The sequence below is a fragment of the Kitasatospora sp. NPDC088391 genome, from assembly GCF_044753345.1.
Lineage (GTDB): Bacteria > Actinomycetota > Actinomycetes > Streptomycetales > Streptomycetaceae > Kitasatospora.
In genome coordinates this window covers 86,544-103,764 of sequence record NZ_JBIVNB010000010.1, presented here as the reverse complement: position 1 = coordinate 103,764, position 17,221 = coordinate 86,544, and the positions used below count along the sequence as shown (strand labels likewise).

The window sequence follows — 17,221 nt, the reverse complement described above, 5'->3', positions numbered from 1 at the left end:
CCGTACAACGCCCGGTCCCGAGGCCGCCGAAGCGACCTCGGGACGGGCAATGAGGTCTTTCGAATACCAGGACGGTATCCGACGAACCGTCAGTGCAGGAGACTGCCCTGGAGTTCGGCCCGCAGAGCGGGCGTCAGGACCGCGCCCGCGCGGTCCACCAGGAGGGCCATCTCGTAGCCCACGAGGCCGATGTCGGAGTCCGGCGAGGCGAGCACCGCGAGCGCGGAGCCGTCGCTGACCGCCATCAGGAACAGGAAGCCGCGCTCCATCTCGACCACGGTCTGGGTCACGTCGCCGCCCTCGAAGATCCGGCTGGCGCCGGAGGTCAGCGAGGTGAGGCCGGAGGCGACGGCGGCCAACTGGTCGGCACGGTCCCGGGGGAACCCCTCGGACATGCACAGCAGCAGACCGTCGGCGGAGACCACCACCGTGTGGGACACCCCGGGGGTGTTGTCCACGAAGTTGGTGATCAGCCAGTTCAGGTTCTGTGCGGCCTGGCTCATCTGGGTCAACTCAACGCTCCTGCTGGTTCGAGCCGCCGAAGAGATCGGTGCTGCTGTTGTGCGGTTCCTCACCGTACGCCCCCTGGTCGGGGTCGATCCGGAAACTTCCGGTGGCACCGGGGTCGCCGCCCGCCTGGCGGCCCTGCTCGACGCCGCGCCGCAGGTTGGTCAGGCGGCCGCGGACCTCGCTCGGGTCGCGGGAGACCTGCGGGCCTTCCTGCGGGGTGGTCCGGGCGTTGCCCGGCACCAGGTTCTGGCGCGGCACCCGGCGCGGCAGGCCCGACTCGGTCGTGCCCGCGCTGGACGGCTCGCGCAGCTTCTCCGCGCGCTGCCAGTCGCCGTCGTTGGGCGACTCCCACTCGCCGGCCGCCGCGGTCGGGCCGGTCGGGCCGTAGCCGCCGAGCGCCGACACGTCGTGGCCGCGCGGCTCGACGGAGTCCGCGGAGCTGTCCTTCGCGCCGGTGAACCAGTTCGGGCTCTCCGAGCCGCCCGCCCCGCCCGCACCGGCCAACTGCTGGCCGGGACGGCGCTGCGGCAGCCCGCCCGGGGTCTCGGCCGGCGGCAGCGCCGGGAGCTCCTCCGCCGGGTACGGGTGCCCGGCGGGCTCCTCGTAGCCGTACTGCTGCTGCGGGTACTCGTCGGCGTACTGCGCCTCCGGGTACTGCTCCTCGTACTGCTGCTCGCCGAACTGCCCGTCGCCGTAGGGCTGCTGGTACTCCCCGGCGTACTGGCCGTCCTGGTAGTAGCCGTCCTCCTGGGTGTACTGCTCGGGCGCGTAGCCGTCCTGCGGGTACTGCCCGGCCGGCGCGTAGCCGTCGTACTGGCCGTCGTACTGGTTCTCGTACCGGCCCTCGTCCGGCCGGTAGCCCCAGGCGTCGTCCTGCCCGGCCTGCTGCGGCTCGACGGGGCGGCCCCAGGCGTCGGCGTCCGGGCGGCCGTAGTCGGCCCCGCCCTGCGGCGCGTACGGGCCCTGGTAGCCGTTCTCGGCGGCGTCCCCGTCGCCGTAGGGCGACTCCAGGATCTCCGCCTCCAGCGGCTCCTCGGCGCCGCCCGGACCGGCCTCCAGGGCGGCCCGGCGGCGCTCCTCCAGGCGCTGGGAGCGCTGCATGGACTCCAGCGCGGGGGAGAAGCCGTTGGCGGCCGCGTCGCCGCGCACCGGCAGGTGGTCGTCGAAGCCCAGCTCGGCCGCGGTGCGGTCCTGGCCCTCGACCGCCCACGGGGCGGCCTGCTCCTGGTCGGGGAAGATCCGGGAGACCGTGAACTCCTCGGCCTGCGGCTCCGGGACCCGGCCGACCTGGATGGTGAGCTGGATCGGCAGCATGACCAGCGAGGTGGTGCCGGCCGACTCGCCGGACGGGCGCAGCTGCACCCGGATGTCGTGCCGCTGGGACAGCCGGCCGACCACGAACAGGCCCATCCGGCGGGAGATCGTCGCGTCGACGGTCGGCGGCTCGGCCAGCTTCTCGTTGATCTCGGCGAAGTCCTCGGCGGTCAGGCCGATGCCCTTGTCGTGGATCTCGACCAGCACCCGGCCGTCCGGCAGCCGGGTCGCGTTGACCAGCACCCGGGTCTGCGGGGAGGAGAACGAGGTGGCGTTCTCCAGCAGCTCGGCGAGCAGGTGGACGAGGTCGGTCACGGCGGGGCCGACGACCTCGGCCTCGGGGATGCCGGCCAGCTCGACGCGCTCGTAGTGCTCCACCTCGGAGGCGGCCGCGCGCAGCACGTCGACCAGCGGGACCGGGGTGTTCCAGCGGCGGCCGGGCTCCTCGCCCGCGAGGACGAGGAGGTTCTCGCCGTTGCGGCGCATGCGGGTCGCCAGGTGGTCCAGCTTGAAGAGGTTCTCCAGCTGGTCCGGGTCGGCCTCGTTGTTCTCCAGGTCGGTGATCAGCGCCAGCTGGCGCTGGATCAGGCCCTGGCTGCGGCGCGACAGGTTGGTGAAGATCGCGTTGACGTTGCCCCGCAGCAGCGCCTGCTCGGCGGCGAGCGAGACGGCCTGCTGGTGGACCTGGTCGAAGGCGCGGGCGACCTCGCCGATCTCGTCCCGGCCCCACAGCGGGATCGGCGCGACCGCGGTGTCGACCCGCTCCGGGTCGGTCTTGGACAGCTTGTCGACCAGCTCGGGCAGGCGGTGGTTGGCGATGTCGAGCGCGGCGGTGTTCAGGGTCCGCATGCCGAGGATCATCGAGCGGGCGATGTAACCGGTCAGCAGACCGGCCAGCACCAGCGAGGCGATCACGATCAGCGCGTTGAGCACCCAGTCGGTGAACGCCCGGTCCTTGAAGCTCTGGGCGTCCGAGACGACCTGGTCGAGCAGCACGGACTCGGCCGAGCGCAGCGCGTTCATGTGGCTCTTGGTGGCCTGGTCCCACAGCGGGCGGGTCAGGCCCTCGGCGCTGGCCGCGTTGATGATGCGGGTGGCCGCGTCGCGGTCCGAGGCGGCGGCCGACAGCTGGCTGGCGTAGCTCATGCCGACGGCCAGCAGCGAGCCCATGGTGGGCAGCGTGTGGCCGTCCGGCATCCGCAGCGGCAGGCGCTGGTCCGCGGTGGCCTGGTTGACCAGCGCGTCCGAGTAGAGCTTGATCTCCTCGTCGGAGGAGGCGGTGTTGAACTCCGCGATCGCGGTCTGCTCCAGGCGGTACGCGACCGTCAGGGACTGGATCAGGTCCTCGCCCTCGTGGCCGTCGACGCCGCCGACGCCCAGGCCGACCAGCAGGTTCAGCATCAGCGCGCGCTGGGTGGAGGCGGAGGCCTTGGCCAGCGACATCGCGTAGATGGCGCGGCCCTTGGCGGTGGCGTTGGAGGAGCCGAAGCCGACCGAGTTGTCCATCGCCAGCAGCGGCGCGAACAGCAGCGAGTACGCGTTGGCGGTCGCGGTCGCGAACAGCTCGGGCTTGTAGGCGTTGTCGCGCAGGTGCGGCAGCGCCTTGACCAGGCCCTGGAACTGCTCGTCCCGGCGCTTCATGGTCGGGTCGTCCTTGATCTTGGCGACGACCGAGTTGTACTCCTTCAGCGCCTGGTCGGTGCGGTCCCGGAGCTTCTTCACCTCGCCCTGGTCGCCCTGCCCGGTGAGCAGCGGCACCAGGCTCTCGTCGCGCTCCTGCTCCAGGGCGTCGGCGAGCTTGGTGGCGGCGCTGGTGGTGTTGGCGATGCGCACCGCGCGGTCGGCCTCGTTGTAGTCGTCCAGCGAGGTGTTGACGCGCAGGCCGCCGAAGACCAGGGCGATGACGACCGGGATGGCCAGGATGGACACCAGGCGGGTCGGCACGCGCCAGTTCAGCGGGGACAGGAAGTCGTACCGGCTGTTCGTCACCCGGCCGGGGACCGGCTTGGCGGCGGTCCGGCCCGCGGGCTCGGCCGACGCGGCGGCGGGGCCGGGGCGGTTCGGCTCGGCCCGGTCCTCGGTCGCGGTGAACGCCGAGAACTGGCCGGTGGTCGGGCCGCTACCCGGGTCCTGCTGGCGGGGCTCTGAGCGCCGCTGCGGGGTGACTGGCTGCTTACGCCTCACTCGACAACAACCTCTCGACCGACTGGCGGCCATGGATCTATTCGGCGGCTGCCCCCCGACGGGCCGCGGCCCGCGTGGGTCCTACGGGGTAGCAGGAATTTCAACACGAGCCGGAGAACCGGACAAACAGGTCCCCGTCCTGCGGGACCGGGCAGGAAAACGGACATTCGCGGGCGAAGTCCCGCAAAATTCAAGGTCATTGGCGCAGACCGGGTCCGAACGGCTACGCACTGTCAGACCGGGGCGGCAAATGCCTACCGAACTGTTACCGGGGAACGCGAACCATCTGTGGTACGCGCCCCCCGGCAACCCGGGACCGGCTCACCGCAGTCGGGCGAGCAGGGCGTGTTCGACGAGGGTGATGAGTGCGCTCTTGGCGCTGTCCCGGCGGCGGGCGTCGAGGGTGATGATGGGGATGTCGGGGTTGAGTTGGAGTGCTTCGCGGACTTCGTCGGCGGTGTGGGGCTGGTGTCCGTCGAAGCCGTTGAGGGCGACGACGAAGGGGAGTCCGCTGTTCTCGAAGTAGTCGAGGGCGGGGAAGCAGTCGGCGAGGCGGCGGGTGTCGACGAGGACGACGGCGCCGATGGCGCCGCGGACGAGGTCGTCCCACATGAACCAGAAGCGGTCCTGGCCGGGGGTGCCGAAGAGGTAGAGGATGAGGTCTTCGTCGAGGGTGATGCGGCCGAAGTCCATGGCGACGGTGGTGGTGGTCTTGCCGGAGACGTGGCTGAGGTCGTCGATGCCGGCGGAGGCCGAGGTCATGACGGCTTCGGTGCGCAGGGGGTTGATCTCGGAGACGGCGCCGACGAGGGTGGTCTTGCCGACGCCGAAGCCGCCGGCGACGACGATCTTGGCGGAGGTGGTGGCGCGGCTGGGGGCGGCCGCGTTAGAGCTTGCGAAGTCCACTGAGGACCCTTTCGAGCAGCGTCACGTCGGGCGTACCGCCGGACTCGCCCGCCGCGGCGGGCTGGTGGATGGCGACCAGGCCGGCCTCGGCCAGGTCTGCGACGAGGATGCGGGCGACCCCGAGCGGGACACCCGCCAGCGCGGAGATCTCCGCCACGGACTTGACCTCGCGGCACAGCGACACGATCCGCTGGTGCTCGGGCAGCAGCGTGCCCGGCGCCGAGGTGCCGGTGGTCGAGATCAGGGCCTCGATGGCCAGCTGGTAGCGCGGCCGGGTCCGTCCACCGGTCATCGCGTACGGCCGGACCAGCGGCTGCTGCTCGTAGCCGTCGTCCGACTGCTGACCGCCGTAGCCGCCGGCCTGCTGGCCGCCGTAGCCGTTTCCGTAACCGTTGCCGTACGCGCCGGCGGGTGTCGGGGGCGGAGTCATGCGTCCTCCTTGTGCTGCAGTCCTCCGTGGCCGGAGCCCGCGGGGCCGGTCGGCCGACAGGCTGTCGGCCGCCGTGCCGCGGAGGACTTGGATGGGGTGCCGGACCCGGGGTCGGTGGGGTCCGGCACGGTGAGGGTGGTGCTTCGGCGGCCCGAGGGGCGGACGGAGCGTCAGTGCAGCAGGCTGCCCTGCAGTTCGGCCCGCAGAGCGGGCGTCAGCACCGCGCCCGCGCGGTCCACCAGCAGCGCCATCTCGTAGCCGATCAGGCCGATGTCGGAGTCCGGCGAGGCGAGCACCGCGAGCGCGGAGCCGTCGCTGACCGCCATCAGGAACAGGAACCCCCGCTCCATCTCCACGACCGTCTGGTTGACCTCGCCGCCCTCGAAGATCCGGCTGGCGCCGGAGGTCAGCGAGGTGAGGCCGGAGGCGACGGCGGCCAACTGGTCGGCACGGTCCCGGGGGAAACCCTCCGACATGCACAGCAGCAGACCGTCGGCGGAGACCACCACCGTGTGGGACACCCCGGGGGTGTTGTCCACGAAATTGGTGATCAGCCAGTTCAGGTTCTGCGCTGCCTGACTCATCATCTGGCTCAACTCAACGCTCCTGGTGCTCGGGGCCGAAGCCCTCGGACGTCCCGCCGAAGTCGAAGCCCGACCGCTGCTGCGGCGCGGGACCGCCCGGACCCTGCTGCGGGCCCTGCTGCTGCGAACCGGCCTGGCGGCCCTGCTGGATGCCGCGCCGCAGGTTGGTCAGGCGGCCGCGGACCTCGTCCGGGCTGCGCGAGACCTGAGGACCCGTCAGCGGGCTGGCCTCGGCGCTGCCGGAGACCAGGTTGGCCTGCGGGGTGCGGCGCGGCAGGCCCGAGGTGGTCAGGCCGCTGGTGCTCGGGTCGCGCATCTGCTCGGCCCGCCGCCAGCGCTCGTCGTTCGCCGACGGACGCCACGGCGCGTCGGGGTCGCCCGGACGCGCCGGACCGCCCTGCTCCGGGCCCGCCCCGAACGGCCGCTGCTGCTGCGGGGCCTGCGGGGGAGCCTGCTGCGGGGCCGGACGCGGACCCGCCGGGCGCTGCGGGGCGCCACCGGCGGCCGGCCGCTGCGGCATGCCCTGCGGGCGCTGCTGCTGCTCGGCCTGCGGACGCGGCGCCTGCTGGGTCTGCTGGGCCTGGGGAGCCTGCTGGGCCTGCGGGCGGGTCGCCTGCCGGGCCTGCTGCGGCTGCCGCTCGTCCGCCGGGGTGAAGCCCGGGGCCGAGGTGCCCGGCCGCTGCGGCTGGTACCTGGCCTGCTCGCGGACCTGCTCACGGGCCGGTGCCGGGGCGGCCGGGGCGGACGACGGGTCGCCCGCGGTCGGCAGCGCCATCGGCTGCGGGCGCTCCGCGAACTGCGGCTGCTGCTGCGGGGCCGGCCGGCGCTGCGGCTGCGGCTGCTGCGGCGCGGCCGACGGCAGGCCCTGGCCCACCGGGTCCGGCAGCACCGGCTCCACCAGGCCGAGGCCCAGCGGGTCGCGCGGGTCGATGTCGGACGCCTCGAAGCGCGGCCGGGCGAACCCGGACTGCTCGGCCGGGGCGGCCTCGATCGGCGCGGCCGGCTGCTGCGGCATCGGACGCCGCTGCGGCTGCCCGGCCCGGCCGTGCTGGGTCGGCTCGCCGCCCGGACGGCCCTCCGCCGGGCGCTGCCGTTCCGGACCGCCCTGCGGACCCTGCGGGCCCTGCGGACGGCGCGGGCCCTGCTGCGGCCCGCCCTGCGGCTGCGGACGGCGCGGCGGCAGCCCGCCGCCGGGACCGCCCTGGACGCCCGGGGCACCGGACGCGCCCGGCACCCGGCGCGGCGGCAGGCCGCCGGCCTTCGGGGCGCCCGCGCCGGTACCGGCGGGGGACTGCGGCGCGGCCGGGGCCTGGCCGGGCGTGGTGGGGTTCTCGCGCAGCGACTGGCCGACCGAGCGGGTCGGCAGGCCGCCGGTGCGGCCGCCGCGGTCCGGGCCGGGGCCGGGGCCGGTGCCGAAGGCGCCGCCCGGGCCGAAACCGCCCTGGTTCGGGGCCTCGCCCGGCGCGCCGGGACGGTTGCCCGGGCCACCGGGGCCGCGTCGGCCGCCGCCCTGCTGCGGGGCGGCCGGGCCGCCCGCACCGCCGGGGGAGAACAGGTCGGGGCTGCCGCCGGCCGGGCCCTGGCCCAGCTGCGGACGGCCCGCGGGGGCGCCGGCCGGCGCCTGGCCGAGGGCGGTGCGCCCGCCGGGCAGGTCGCCCGCGGGGCGGCCCTGCTGGCGCGGCTGCGGCGCCAGGCCGCGCTGCTGCTGGGGCTTGCCGCCCTGGCCGGGGCCGCCGGGGGCGCCGGGACGCGGGCCGCGCCGCTCGGCGGAGTTGGTGACGTCCACCGGCAGCATGACCAGCGCGGTGGTGCCGCCGGAGTCGGACGGGCGGAGCTGGATCCGGATGCCGTGCCGCAGGGACAGGCGGCCGACCACGAACAGACCCATCCGGCGGGAGACCGAGACGTCCACGACCGGCGGGTTGGCCAGCCGCTCGTTGATGTCGGCGAGGTCGTCGGGGGAGAGGCCGATGCCGGTGTCGTGGATCTCGACCAGCACCCGGCCGTCCGGCAGGGCGTGGCCGGTGACCCGGACCCGGGTCTGCGGGGAGGAGAACGAGGTGGCGTTCTCCAGCAGCTCGGCGAGCAGGTGGACGAGGTCGTTGACGACGCGGCCGGCGACCTCGGCGGTCGGCACCGAGGCCAGCTCGATGCGCTCGTACTGCTCCACCTCGGAGGCCGCGGCGCGGAGCACGTCGACCAGCGGGACGGGGCGGGTCCAGCGGCGGCCCGGGTCCTCGCCCGCGAGGACGAGGAGGTTCTCGCCGTTGCGGCGCATGCGGGTCGCGAGGTGGTCGAGCTTGAACAGCGAGGCCAGCTGGTCCGGGTCCGCCTCGCGGCTCTCCAGCTCGGAGATCAGCGACAGCTGGCGCTGGATCAGGCCCTGGCTGCGGCGCGAGAGGTTGGTGAACATCGCGTTGATGTTGCCTCGGAGCAGCGCCTGCTCGGCGGCCAGTCGGACCGCCTCGCGGTGCACCATGTCGAAGGCGTGCGCCACGTGGCCGATCTCGTCCGCGGAGTCGACGCCGACCGGCTCGACGGTGACGTCGACGTCGTGCGGGTCGCTCTCGGAGAGCGTCTTGACCAGCTCCGGCAGGCGGCGCTCGGCGACGTCCTCGGCGGAGGCCTGCAGGCGGGTCAGCGAGCGCACCATCGAGCGCGCCACCAGGGCGGCGCCGGCGATGGCGACGACGAGCACCAGGGCGACCAGCGCGGCGTTGATGACCGACTCGGTGTCGGCGTCCGACTGCAGCGCCTGGGCCTTGCCGTTCAGGACGTCGAGCAGCTTGCCCTCGATCGCCTTCTCGGCGTTGACCTTGGCGGTCGACTTGTCGAACCAGTTCTTGTAGGAGACGTCGTCGGCCTGCTTGATGCCGTTGGTGTTCAGGACGGCCTTGGAGAACCGGTCGGCCTCGGCGACCACCTGGTTGAAGCTCATCGCGGCGCGCAGCGAGCGGGCCTCGTTCTCGCCGTAGATGGCGGTGAAGTTCGCCATCGCGTTGTCCTCGGAGTTCATCAGCCGGACGCCGAAGGTCTCGTCGGACGGGGACATGTCCGGACCCTTGGGGTTGGCCAGTGCGGCGGCGATCAGCGCCCGCTGCATCGAGGTGAACTCCTTGGCCAGCGAGAACTGGTACAGCGCCCGGGTGGTCTTGATCAGCTCGGTGGAGTTCGAGGTGATCGCGATGTCCTGGGTGGCGCCGATCAGGTCCTTGATGATCACGTCGTAGTTGGTGATCGTGGCCTGGATGTTGTCGGGGCTCTTGAACGCGCCGGTGCGGGCCCGGGACAGCGTGTTGAGGTCCTTGCGGACCTGCAGCAGCAGGGTCTTCGAGCCGGCCAGGTCGAGGTTGTCGAACTTGTCCGCGCTGGCGTTGAACTTCTTGGACAGCGCGTTCGTGTTCTTGTACGCCTCGCCGATGTCCGGGTCGGTGTCGGCGGAGCCGCCGGCGGCCAGCGGGCCGGCCGAGACGTCGCGCTCGTACTGCAGGGCGTTGGCCAGGTCGGTCGCGTTGCGGGCGAGCTCGGCCAGGTCGCTCATCTGGGACAGCTGGCGGGAGTTCTCCATCGAGCTCTGCACCCGCAGGCCGCCCAGCACGAGCGCCACCACCACGGGGAGGAAGAGCAGCGCGATGAGGCGGGTGCGGATCCGCCAGTTGCGCATGGCGAAGCGGCTCAGGCCGGTGGCGCGGCGGCGGTTGAGCGTGCCGCGCAACCGGGCGCGGCGGCTCTTCTGCGGCCCGGCGGACCGGCCGCCGGCCTCCTCCTGGGGCGCGTTGTCCGCGCCGGGGGCACTGCTGTCTGCGGCGGGCTCGGCGCGGCCGCCGAACGGCCGTTCGCCCCGGCCCGTCGTCGCCGGTGCCGCCTGGTGGTGGGGGCCGGCCACGGGCTCCCGCGACTCCGGGTCACCCGCGGCGCCGCTGCCCCTCTTGAAACGTCCCTGCACTGGCGTCGCAACCTCTGGACCGGGCGCCCTCCTCCGCCGGGCGGAGATAGGGCGGTGTCGAGTTTTTCCGTGGCATTCCAGCACAGCGGGGGAAGTCCAACAAGGGCCGTTACGACACGGTGTCCTGGGCTACCCAGTGCTTGCGGCGTCTCACGTTGCGTGTCCCACGGGGCGCGAAATACGGTTCTTTTCGGACACTCGCCATGTCCGGGTCAATCAAGACGAAGATCGCTTTGCGCCGAGAATGTCCGAGATATCCAGAATGGAGGCTTTCGGCATTGGTCCGGAATCGTCGGGTCCGCCCGCTTTGCGGACGCAATTGTGAGCAAAATCACAGCTGAATGTGTAGCTTTGGTCACGGCCGCTGTGGAATGGGACACCCGATCTGGCAGGGTTGTCCGCAGCCTGCCCCGCCGCGGGCCCGCGCAAAAGTCCATTCGAGCGAAACAAGGTGCTGACGCAAATGTCCGAGAAGACCACGACGGCCCCCGGCTCCACGGCCAACCCGCGCCGCACCACCCTCGCCTCCGTCGCCGACTTCTCCGAACTGCCCGGCTCCGCGGCCCCCCGCACGCCCCGCGCCTACGCCGCCACGCTGCCCGCCAGCACCGCCAACCCGCGCCGCACCACGCTCTGACGCCCCGTCGGCGCCCCGGCCCCCCGCCTGCGGCGACCGGGGTCCGGGCGCCGATAACCTGGGGGCACGGGCCGGCCCGGTACTGCGGGCCCGGCCACCGTCCGGGAGCGTCCGGGCGGCCGACGAACCGAGAGGTTGCAGGGCTGTGCGTATCGCCAGGTTCTCCGTCCGTGAAGGGAGCCCCGCGGCGGGCTCGGTCTCCTTCGGCGTCGTCGAGGGGGACGCCGCCCAACCCGAGTCGCTGGTGGTGCACACCCTGGCCGGGCACCCCTTCGGCACCCCCCAGCCCACCGGCGAGACCCACCGCCTGCAGGACGTCCGGCTGCTCGCCCCGATGCTGCCGAGCAAGATCGTCGCGGTCGGCCGCAACTACGCCGCGCACGCCGCCGAGCTGGGCAACGAGGTCCCCGCCGTCCCGCTGACGTTCTTCAAGCCCTCCACCGCCGTCATCGGCCCCACCGAGTCCATCGCCTACCCGCCGTTCTCCGAGGACGTGCAGTACGAGGCCGAACTCGCCGTGGTGATCGGCCGGATGTGCCGCGAGGTGCCCGTCGAGCGGGTCCCCGAGGTGGTCTTCGGCTACACCTGCGCCAACGACGTCACCGCCCGCGACGTCCAGCAGCGCGAGGGCCAGTGGGCCCGCGCCAAGGGCTTCGACACCTCCTGCCCGCTCGGCCCGTGGATCGAGACCGACCTCGACCCCGCCGACCTGGCCGTCACCTGCACCGTCAACGGCGAGCTCCGCCAGGCCGGCCGCACCTCCCAGATGGTCCGCTCGGTCGCCGAGCTGATCGCGCACGTCTCCGAGGCGATGACGCTGCTCCCCGGCGACGTGATCCTCACCGGCACCCCCGCGGGCGTCGGCCCCCTGAACATCGGCGACGAGGTCGCCGTCTCCGTCGAAGGCATCGGCACCCTCTCCAACAAGGTCGTCAAGCGATGAAGGCTGAAAGCGTGGTCGAGAAGAACCCGAACGTCCGGGTCCGTTTCTGTCCCTCCCCGACCGGCAACCCGCACGTGGGCCTGGTCCGCACCGCCCTGTTCAACTGGGCCTACGCCCGGCACAACGGCGGCACCCTGGTGTTCCGGATCGAGGACACCGACGCGGCCCGCGACTCCGAGGAGTCCTACCAGCAGCTGCTGGACGCGATGCGCTGGCTCGGCTTCGACTGGAACGAGGGCCCCGAGGTCGGCGGCCCGCACGCCCCCTACCGCCAGTCCCAGCGGATGGACATCTACGCGGACGTCGCCGAGCGCCTCCAGGCGGCCGGCCACGCCTACCGCTGCTACTGCACCACCGAGGAGCTCGACGCCCGCCGCGAGGCCGCCCGCGCCGCCGGCAAGCCCTCCGGCTACGACGGCCACTGCCGCGACCTGACCGCCGAGCAGGTCGCCGGGTACGAGGCCGAGGGCCGCGCCTCGATCGTCCGCTTCCGGATGCCCGACACCACGCTCGCCTTCGACGACCTGGTCCGCGGCCGGATCTCCTTCGACCCGAAGGACGTCCCCGACTACGGCATCGTCCGGGCCAACGGCGCCCCGCTGTACACCCTGGTCAACCCGGTCGACGACGCCCTGATGGAGATCACCCACGTCCTGCGCGGCGAGGACCTGCTCTCCTCGACGCCCCGGCAGATCGCCCTCTACGCCGCCCTCGCCGAGATCGGCGTCGGCAACGGCAGCACCCCGCAGTTCGGACACCTGCCGTACGTGATGGGCGAGGGCAACAAGAAGCTCTCCAAGCGCGACCCGCAGGCCTCGCTCAACCTCTACCGCGAGCGCGGCTTCCTCCCCGAGGGCCTGCTCAACTACCTGGCCCTGCTGGGCTGGTCGCTCGCCGAGGACCGCGACGTCTTCGACATCGACGAGATGGTCGCCGCCTTCGACATCGACGACGTCAACGCCAACCCGGCCCGCTTCGACCTCAAGAAGGCCGAGCACCTGAACGCCGAGCACCTGCGCCGCCTCGCCCCCGAGGAGTTCGTCCGTCGCCTGGTGCCGTACCTGCAGGCCGCCGACCTGCTCCCGGCCGAGCCCACCGCCGAGCAGCTCGGCCTGCTGGCCGAGGTCGCGCCGCTCACCCAGGAGCGGATGGTCGTCCTCTCCGAGATCGTCACCATGGCCGGCTTCCTGTTCGTCGCCCCCGCCGACTTCGCGGTCGACCCGGAGGACGCCGCCAAGGTCCTCACCGCGGACGCCCGCCCGGTCCTGCTGGCCTCGATCGAGGCCCTCACCGGCCTGGCCGACTTCACCCCCGACCCGATCCAGGCCGCGCTCCGCGAGGCCCTGGTCGACGGCCTGGGCATCAAGCCCAAGTTCGCCTTCACCCCGCTCCGGGTCGCGGTCACCGGCCGCCGGGTCTCCCCGCCGCTGTTCGAGTCCATGGAACTGCTCGGCCGCGAGGAGACGCTGCGCCGCCTGCTGGGCGCGCTGGAGCTGCTCCCGGCCTCCTGAGCACCCCCCTCGGACACCTGCGGGCCATGTCGCTGACCTGGCCCGCAGGTGTCCGGCGCGCAGCCTGCGGTTATCGATTTTGGAGCGGGGCGGGGCGTCGGGTAATGTTCTTTCTGCGCCGCCCGGGCAGGGAGGCGCAAGACACCGAGGAAGACCCCCGCACAGGGGTTGAACTCTGGTGGGGTATGGTGTAATTGGCAGCACGACTGATTCTGGTTCAGTTAGTCTAGGTTCGAGTCCTGGTACCCCAGCGCAGCACGTCAGTGCAGCAAGCCCCCGTTGTGTAGCGGCCTAGCACGCCGCCCTCTCAAGGCGGTAGCGCCGGTTCGAATCCGGTCGGGGGTACGCAATTTTTGACAATTGCACAGATGAATGAGACTTGCCCCCGTTGTGTAGCGGCCTAGCACGCCGCCCTCTCAAGGCGGTAGCGCCGGTTCGAATCCGGTCGGGGGTACTCATTCAAGCTAGGGCCCCCGTTGTGTAGCGGCCTAGCACGCCGCCCTCTCAAGGCGGTAGCGCCGGTTCGAATCCGGTCGGGGGTACTTTTGGGGTATGGTGTAATTGGCAGCACGAGTGATTCTGGTTCATTTAGTCTAGGTTCGAGTCCTGGTACCCCAGCCAAGAAAAGCTCCAACGAACAAGCTCCGGGCAACCGGGGCTTTTTTGCGTTCCCATCCCTGCGGCACCGCCCACGGCGGGCCCGGACGCGGCGGTGCCCCCGTCCCTGGGCGGGAGCGGGGGCACCGGTCGTGCGGGCGGGGGCCTCAGCTGCGGCGGAGGGCCTCGGTGAGGCGGTTGGCGGCCTCGATGATGGCCTGGGCGTGCATCCGGCCCGGGTGGCGGGTGAGGCGCTCGATCGGGCCGGAGACCGAGACGGAGGCGACCACGCGGTTGGAGGGGCCGCGGACGGGGGCGGAGACGGAGGCCACGCCGGGTTCGCGCTCGCCGATCGACTGGGCCCAGCCGCGGCGGCGCACGCCGCTGAGCGCGGTGGCGGTGAACCGGGCGCCCTGGAGGCCGCGGTGCAGGCGCTCGGGCTCCTCCCAGGCGAGCAGCACCTGGGCGGCGGAGCCGGCCTTCATCGGCAGCGTGGAGCCGACCGGCACGGTGTCCCGCAGGCCGGAGAGGCGCTCGGCGGCGGCCACGCAGATCCGCATCTCGCCCTGCCGGCGGTAGAGCTGCGCGCTCTCGCCGGTGACGTCCCGAAGGTGCGTCAGGACCGGTCCGGCGGCAGCCAGCAGGCGGTCCTCGCCGGCCGCGGCGGAGAGCTCGGCGAGCCGGGGGCCGAGAATGAACCGGCCCTGCATGTCGCGGGTGACCAGACGGTGGTGTTCGAGTGCGACGGCGAGTCGGTGGGCCGTGGGCCGTGCCAGACCGGTGGCGGCGACCAGCCCCGCCAACGTGGCGGGGCCCGACTCCAGTGCGCTCAGCACCAGAGCGGCCTTGTCGAGAACGCCGACGCCGCTAGTGTTGTCCATGTCTCGATACTGCAGTCTCAATCGGCGAGACGCAAGTTCAATCTTCCGGGAAAAGCGCCACTCTTGGAGTCAGCAGCCCGGGAGACACCCAGGACGGCACCCCACCACGGTGTCCGCATTCTGGACGGTCCGGCGTGCAGGTCGCGACTCCAAGCGAGCCTCACAGGGCGGCACGGGACAAGACCTCGACGATCACGAGAAGGCCGGCAGAGCGGCCGGCTGGAGGGAATCCGATGGGACGGACACTCGCAGAGAAGGTCTGGGACGACCACGTCGTCCGGCGCGCCGAGGGCGAGCCCGACCTGCTCTACATCGACCTGCACCTGCTGCACGAGGTGACCAGCCCGCAGGCGTTCGACGGACTCCGGCTGGCCGGCCGGCCGGTGCGCCGCACCGACCTCACCATCGCCACCGAGGACCACAACACCCCGACCCTCGACATCGACAAGCCGATCGCCGACCCGGTCTCCCGGGTGCAGCTGGAGACGCTGCGCAAGAACGCCGCGGAGTTCGGCGTGCGCATCCACTCGCTGGGCGACGTCGAGCAGGGCGTGGTGCACGTGGTCGGCCCGCAGCTGGGCCTGACCCAGCCCGGCATGACCGTGGTCTGCGGCGACTCGCACACCTCCACCCACGGCGCCTTCGGCGCGCTGGCCTTCGGCATCGGCACCAGCCAGGTCGAGCACGTGCTGGCCACCCAGACGCTGCCGCTGGCCCCGTTCAGGACCATGGCGATCACCGTCGAGGGCGAGCTGCCCGAGGGCGTCACCGCCAAGGACCTGATCCTGGCCGTGATCACCAAGATCGGCACCGGCGGCGGCCAGGGCTACGTCCTGGAGTACCGCGGCTCGGCGATCCGCAGCCTCTCCATGGAGGCCCGGATGACGATCTGCAACATGTCCATCGAGGCGGGCGCCCGGGCCGGCATGATCGCCCCGGACCGCACCACCTTCGACTACCTGCAGGGCCGCCCGCACGCCCCGCAGGGCGCGGACTGGGACGACGCGGTCGCCTACTGGGAGACCCTGGCCACCGACGAGGACGCGGTCTTCGACGCCGAGGTGCTGATCGACGCGGCCGAGCTGACCCCGTTCGTCACCTGGGGCACCAACCCGGGCCAGGGCGCGCCGCTGGGCGCCAACGTGCCGAACCCGGAGGACTTCGCGGACCCGCAGGAGCGGATCGCCGCCGAGAACGCCCTGAAGTACATGGGCCTGGAGGCCGGCACCCCGCTGCGCGAGGTCAAGGTCGACGCCGTCTTCGTCGGCTCCTGCACCAACGGCCGGATCGAGGACCTGCGGGCCGCCGCGGCGATCCTGGAGGGCCGGCAGATCGCCGAGGGCCTGCGGATGCTGGTCGTCCCCGGCTCGGTCCGGGTCGCCCTGCAGGCCGTCGAGGAGGGCCTGGACAAGGTCTTCACCGCCGCGGGCGCCGAGTGGCGGCACGCCGGCTGCTCGATGTGCCTGGGCATGAACCCGGACCAGCTGGCCCCGGGCGAGCGCTGCGCGTCCACCTCGAACCGCAACTTCGAGGGCCGGCAGGGCAAGGGCGGCCGCACCCACCTGGTCTCCCCCCAGGTCGCCGCCGCCACCGCCCTGCTGGGCCGACTGGCCGCCCCCGCGGACCTGACCGACAACGTGGCCGTGGAGGTCTGAGCCATGGAGAAGTTCACCACCCACACCGGCCGCGCCGTCCCGCTGCGCCGCTCCAACGTGGACACCGACCAGATCATCCCGGCGCACTGGCTGAAGAAGGTCACCCGCTCCGGCTTCGAGGACGGCCTGTTCGAGGCCTGGCGCAAGGACGAGTCCTTCGTGCTGAACCTGCCGGAGCGTCAGGGCGCCAGCGTGCTGGTGGCCGGCCCCGAGTTCGGCACCGGCTCGTCCCGCGAGCACGCCGTCTGGGCGCTGCAGAACTACGGATTCCAGGCCGTGGTCTCGTCCCGGTTCGCCGACATCTTCCGCGGCAACTCGCTGAAGAACGGCCTGCTCACGGTGGTCCTGCCGCAGGAGACCGTCGAGCGGCTCTGGGAGTTGACCGAGGCCGACCCGACCGCCGAGATCACCGTCGACCTGGAGGCCCGCGAGGTCCGGGCCGAGGGCGTCACCGCCCCGTTCGAGTTGGACGACAACGTGCGCTGGCGGCTGCTGAACGGCCTGGACGACATCAGCATCACCCTGCAGAACGAGGCCGACGTGGCGGCGTTCGAGGCGAAGCGGCCGTCCTTCAAGCCGCGTACCCAGCCGGTCGCCTGACCCCCCGCTTTCTGACGGACCGACAACAAGACCCGCCCCCCACCCGGGGCGGGTCTTCGTTGTTCGCAGGGGAGTTCGTCACCCGTGAATAGACCCTGGTGTAGCGCAACTCCGCACAGATGGCACAATCGTTGCATGCACCACAGCGCCGAACCCCCGTACCAGGACGCCGAACCGGCGTCCGCGGAGGGCCAGGACGGTGCTGCCGACTCGGAAGTCACCCTGCTCTACGCACTGGTGGCCGAGCGGTTGAAGCAAGCCCACGCCCGCGTTCACGCGCTGAACGTGTCGACGGACGCAAAGACCGCTCTCACCCGACAACTGCTGATCGTCACCGAGACCGCCAAGCGTGATCTCCCGGGGGCGGCACGGCGGTTGAGTCGCTTTGTGCAGGACCTCGACGAGGGGCGGATGCCGCCCCGGTGAGCACCTCCATGCGCAAATCCATTGCGACACTAGGGTGATTCACGCGTTTGGTAATTGAAAGTCCGCAGATACATACCTAACGTGCGAAAAGAACGGA

Annotated in this window: 13 protein-coding genes and 5 tRNA genes; 11 read left to right on the top strand and 7 right to left on the bottom strand. The window is 72.3% G+C overall.

The window, feature by feature from the left end; translation table 11 throughout:
- Positions 1-89: 89 nt before the first annotated feature.
- The 6 genes from ACIQBJ_RS26900 to ACIQBJ_RS26875 all read right to left on the bottom strand — a co-directional run bounded on the left by ACIQBJ_RS26900 (position 90) and on the right by ACIQBJ_RS26875 (position 9,814).
- Positions 90-503, bottom strand: coding sequence for a roadblock/LC7 domain-containing protein (locus ACIQBJ_RS26900; protein ID WP_014138208.1), 414 nt, complete (start codon positions 501-503; stop codon positions 90-92).
- A 10-nt stretch (positions 504-513) separates the two neighbouring features.
- A complete protein-coding gene (locus ACIQBJ_RS26895) occupies positions 514-4,008 on the bottom strand; it encodes a nitrate- and nitrite sensing domain-containing protein (RefSeq protein ID WP_400715501.1) in 3,495 nt (1,164 codons plus the stop codon).
- A gap of 321 nt (positions 4,009-4,329) precedes the next feature.
- On the bottom strand, positions 4,330-4,914 hold the full coding sequence (locus ACIQBJ_RS26890) for a GTP-binding protein (protein WP_400715499.1): 585 nt from the start codon (positions 4,912-4,914) through the stop codon (positions 4,330-4,332).
- Complete coding sequence (locus ACIQBJ_RS26885; RefSeq protein WP_400715497.1) at positions 4,895-5,344, bottom strand: DUF742 domain-containing protein; 450 nt, start codon at positions 5,342-5,344, stop codon at positions 4,895-4,897. Before ACIQBJ_RS26885 ends, ACIQBJ_RS26890 begins: the two co-directional genes overlap by 20 nt.
- A gap of 170 nt (positions 5,345-5,514) precedes the next feature.
- The gene (locus ACIQBJ_RS26880; protein WP_176192842.1) at positions 5,515-5,928 is read right to left on the bottom strand and encodes a roadblock/LC7 domain-containing protein; all 414 of its coding nucleotides are present in this window, start codon (positions 5,926-5,928) and stop codon (positions 5,515-5,517) included.
- Between the two features lie 13 nt (positions 5,929-5,941).
- Complete coding sequence (locus tag ACIQBJ_RS26875) at positions 5,942-9,814, bottom strand: nitrate- and nitrite sensing domain-containing protein (RefSeq protein WP_400715495.1); 3,873 nt, start codon at positions 9,812-9,814, stop codon at positions 5,942-5,944.
- A gap of 523 nt (positions 9,815-10,337) precedes the next feature.
- Here ACIQBJ_RS26875 and ACIQBJ_RS26870 point away from each other — a divergent pair.
- The 8 genes from ACIQBJ_RS26870 to ACIQBJ_RS26835 all read left to right on the top strand — a co-directional run bounded on the left by ACIQBJ_RS26870 (position 10,338) and on the right by ACIQBJ_RS26835 (position 13,586).
- Entirely contained in the window at positions 10,338-10,511 is a 174-nt protein-coding gene (locus tag ACIQBJ_RS26870) for a hypothetical protein (RefSeq protein ID WP_400715493.1), read from the top strand.
- A 145-nt stretch (positions 10,512-10,656) separates the two neighbouring features.
- Positions 10,657-11,454: a fumarylacetoacetate hydrolase family protein gene (locus ACIQBJ_RS26865; protein ID WP_400715491.1), complete on the top strand. Its 798-nt coding sequence runs from the start codon at positions 10,657-10,659 to the stop codon at positions 11,452-11,454.
- Positions 11,451-12,965, top strand: a complete 1,515-nt coding sequence (gene gltX, locus ACIQBJ_RS26860; RefSeq protein WP_400715489.1) for a glutamate--tRNA ligase — start codon at positions 11,451-11,453, stop codon at positions 12,963-12,965. The genes ACIQBJ_RS26865 and gltX overlap by 4 nt, the downstream gene beginning before the upstream one ends.
- Before the next feature lie 179 nt (positions 12,966-13,144).
- A tRNA-Gln gene (locus ACIQBJ_RS26855) sits at positions 13,145-13,216 on the top strand.
- Between the two features lie 21 nt (positions 13,217-13,237).
- Positions 13,238-13,310: transfer RNA gene (locus ACIQBJ_RS26850), tRNA-Glu, on the top strand.
- 36 nt (positions 13,311-13,346) lie between these two features.
- Positions 13,347-13,419, top strand: a tRNA-Glu gene (locus ACIQBJ_RS26845).
- Positions 13,420-13,434: 15 nt separating this feature from the next.
- Positions 13,435-13,507, top strand: a tRNA-Glu gene (locus tag ACIQBJ_RS26840).
- 4 nt (positions 13,508-13,511) lie between these two features.
- A tRNA-Gln gene (locus ACIQBJ_RS26835) sits at positions 13,512-13,586 on the top strand.
- 143 nt (positions 13,587-13,729) lie between these two features.
- Here the strand turns inward: ACIQBJ_RS26835 and ACIQBJ_RS26830 are convergent.
- Positions 13,730-14,443: an IclR family transcriptional regulator gene (locus ACIQBJ_RS26830; RefSeq protein WP_014138216.1), complete on the bottom strand. Its 714-nt coding sequence runs from the start codon at positions 14,441-14,443 to the stop codon at positions 13,730-13,732.
- 233 nt (positions 14,444-14,676) lie between these two features.
- Between ACIQBJ_RS26830 and leuC the strand changes: the two genes are divergently transcribed.
- The 3 genes from leuC (at position 14,677) to ACIQBJ_RS26815 (ending at position 17,124) form a co-directional block, all read left to right on the top strand.
- Positions 14,677-16,098 (top strand): 3-isopropylmalate dehydratase large subunit, encoded by a 1,422-nt coding sequence (leuC, locus tag ACIQBJ_RS26825; protein WP_400715487.1) that lies wholly within the window; start codon positions 14,677-14,679, stop codon positions 16,096-16,098.
- 3 nt (positions 16,099-16,101) lie between these two features.
- A complete protein-coding gene (gene leuD, locus ACIQBJ_RS26820; protein ID WP_123552708.1) occupies positions 16,102-16,698 on the top strand; it encodes a 3-isopropylmalate dehydratase small subunit in 597 nt (198 codons plus the stop codon).
- A gap of 135 nt (positions 16,699-16,833) precedes the next feature.
- The gene (locus ACIQBJ_RS26815) at positions 16,834-17,124 is read left to right on the top strand and encodes a hypothetical protein (protein WP_400715484.1); all 291 of its coding nucleotides are present in this window, start codon (positions 16,834-16,836) and stop codon (positions 17,122-17,124) included.
- The last annotated feature ends 97 nt before the right edge of the window (positions 17,125-17,221 follow it).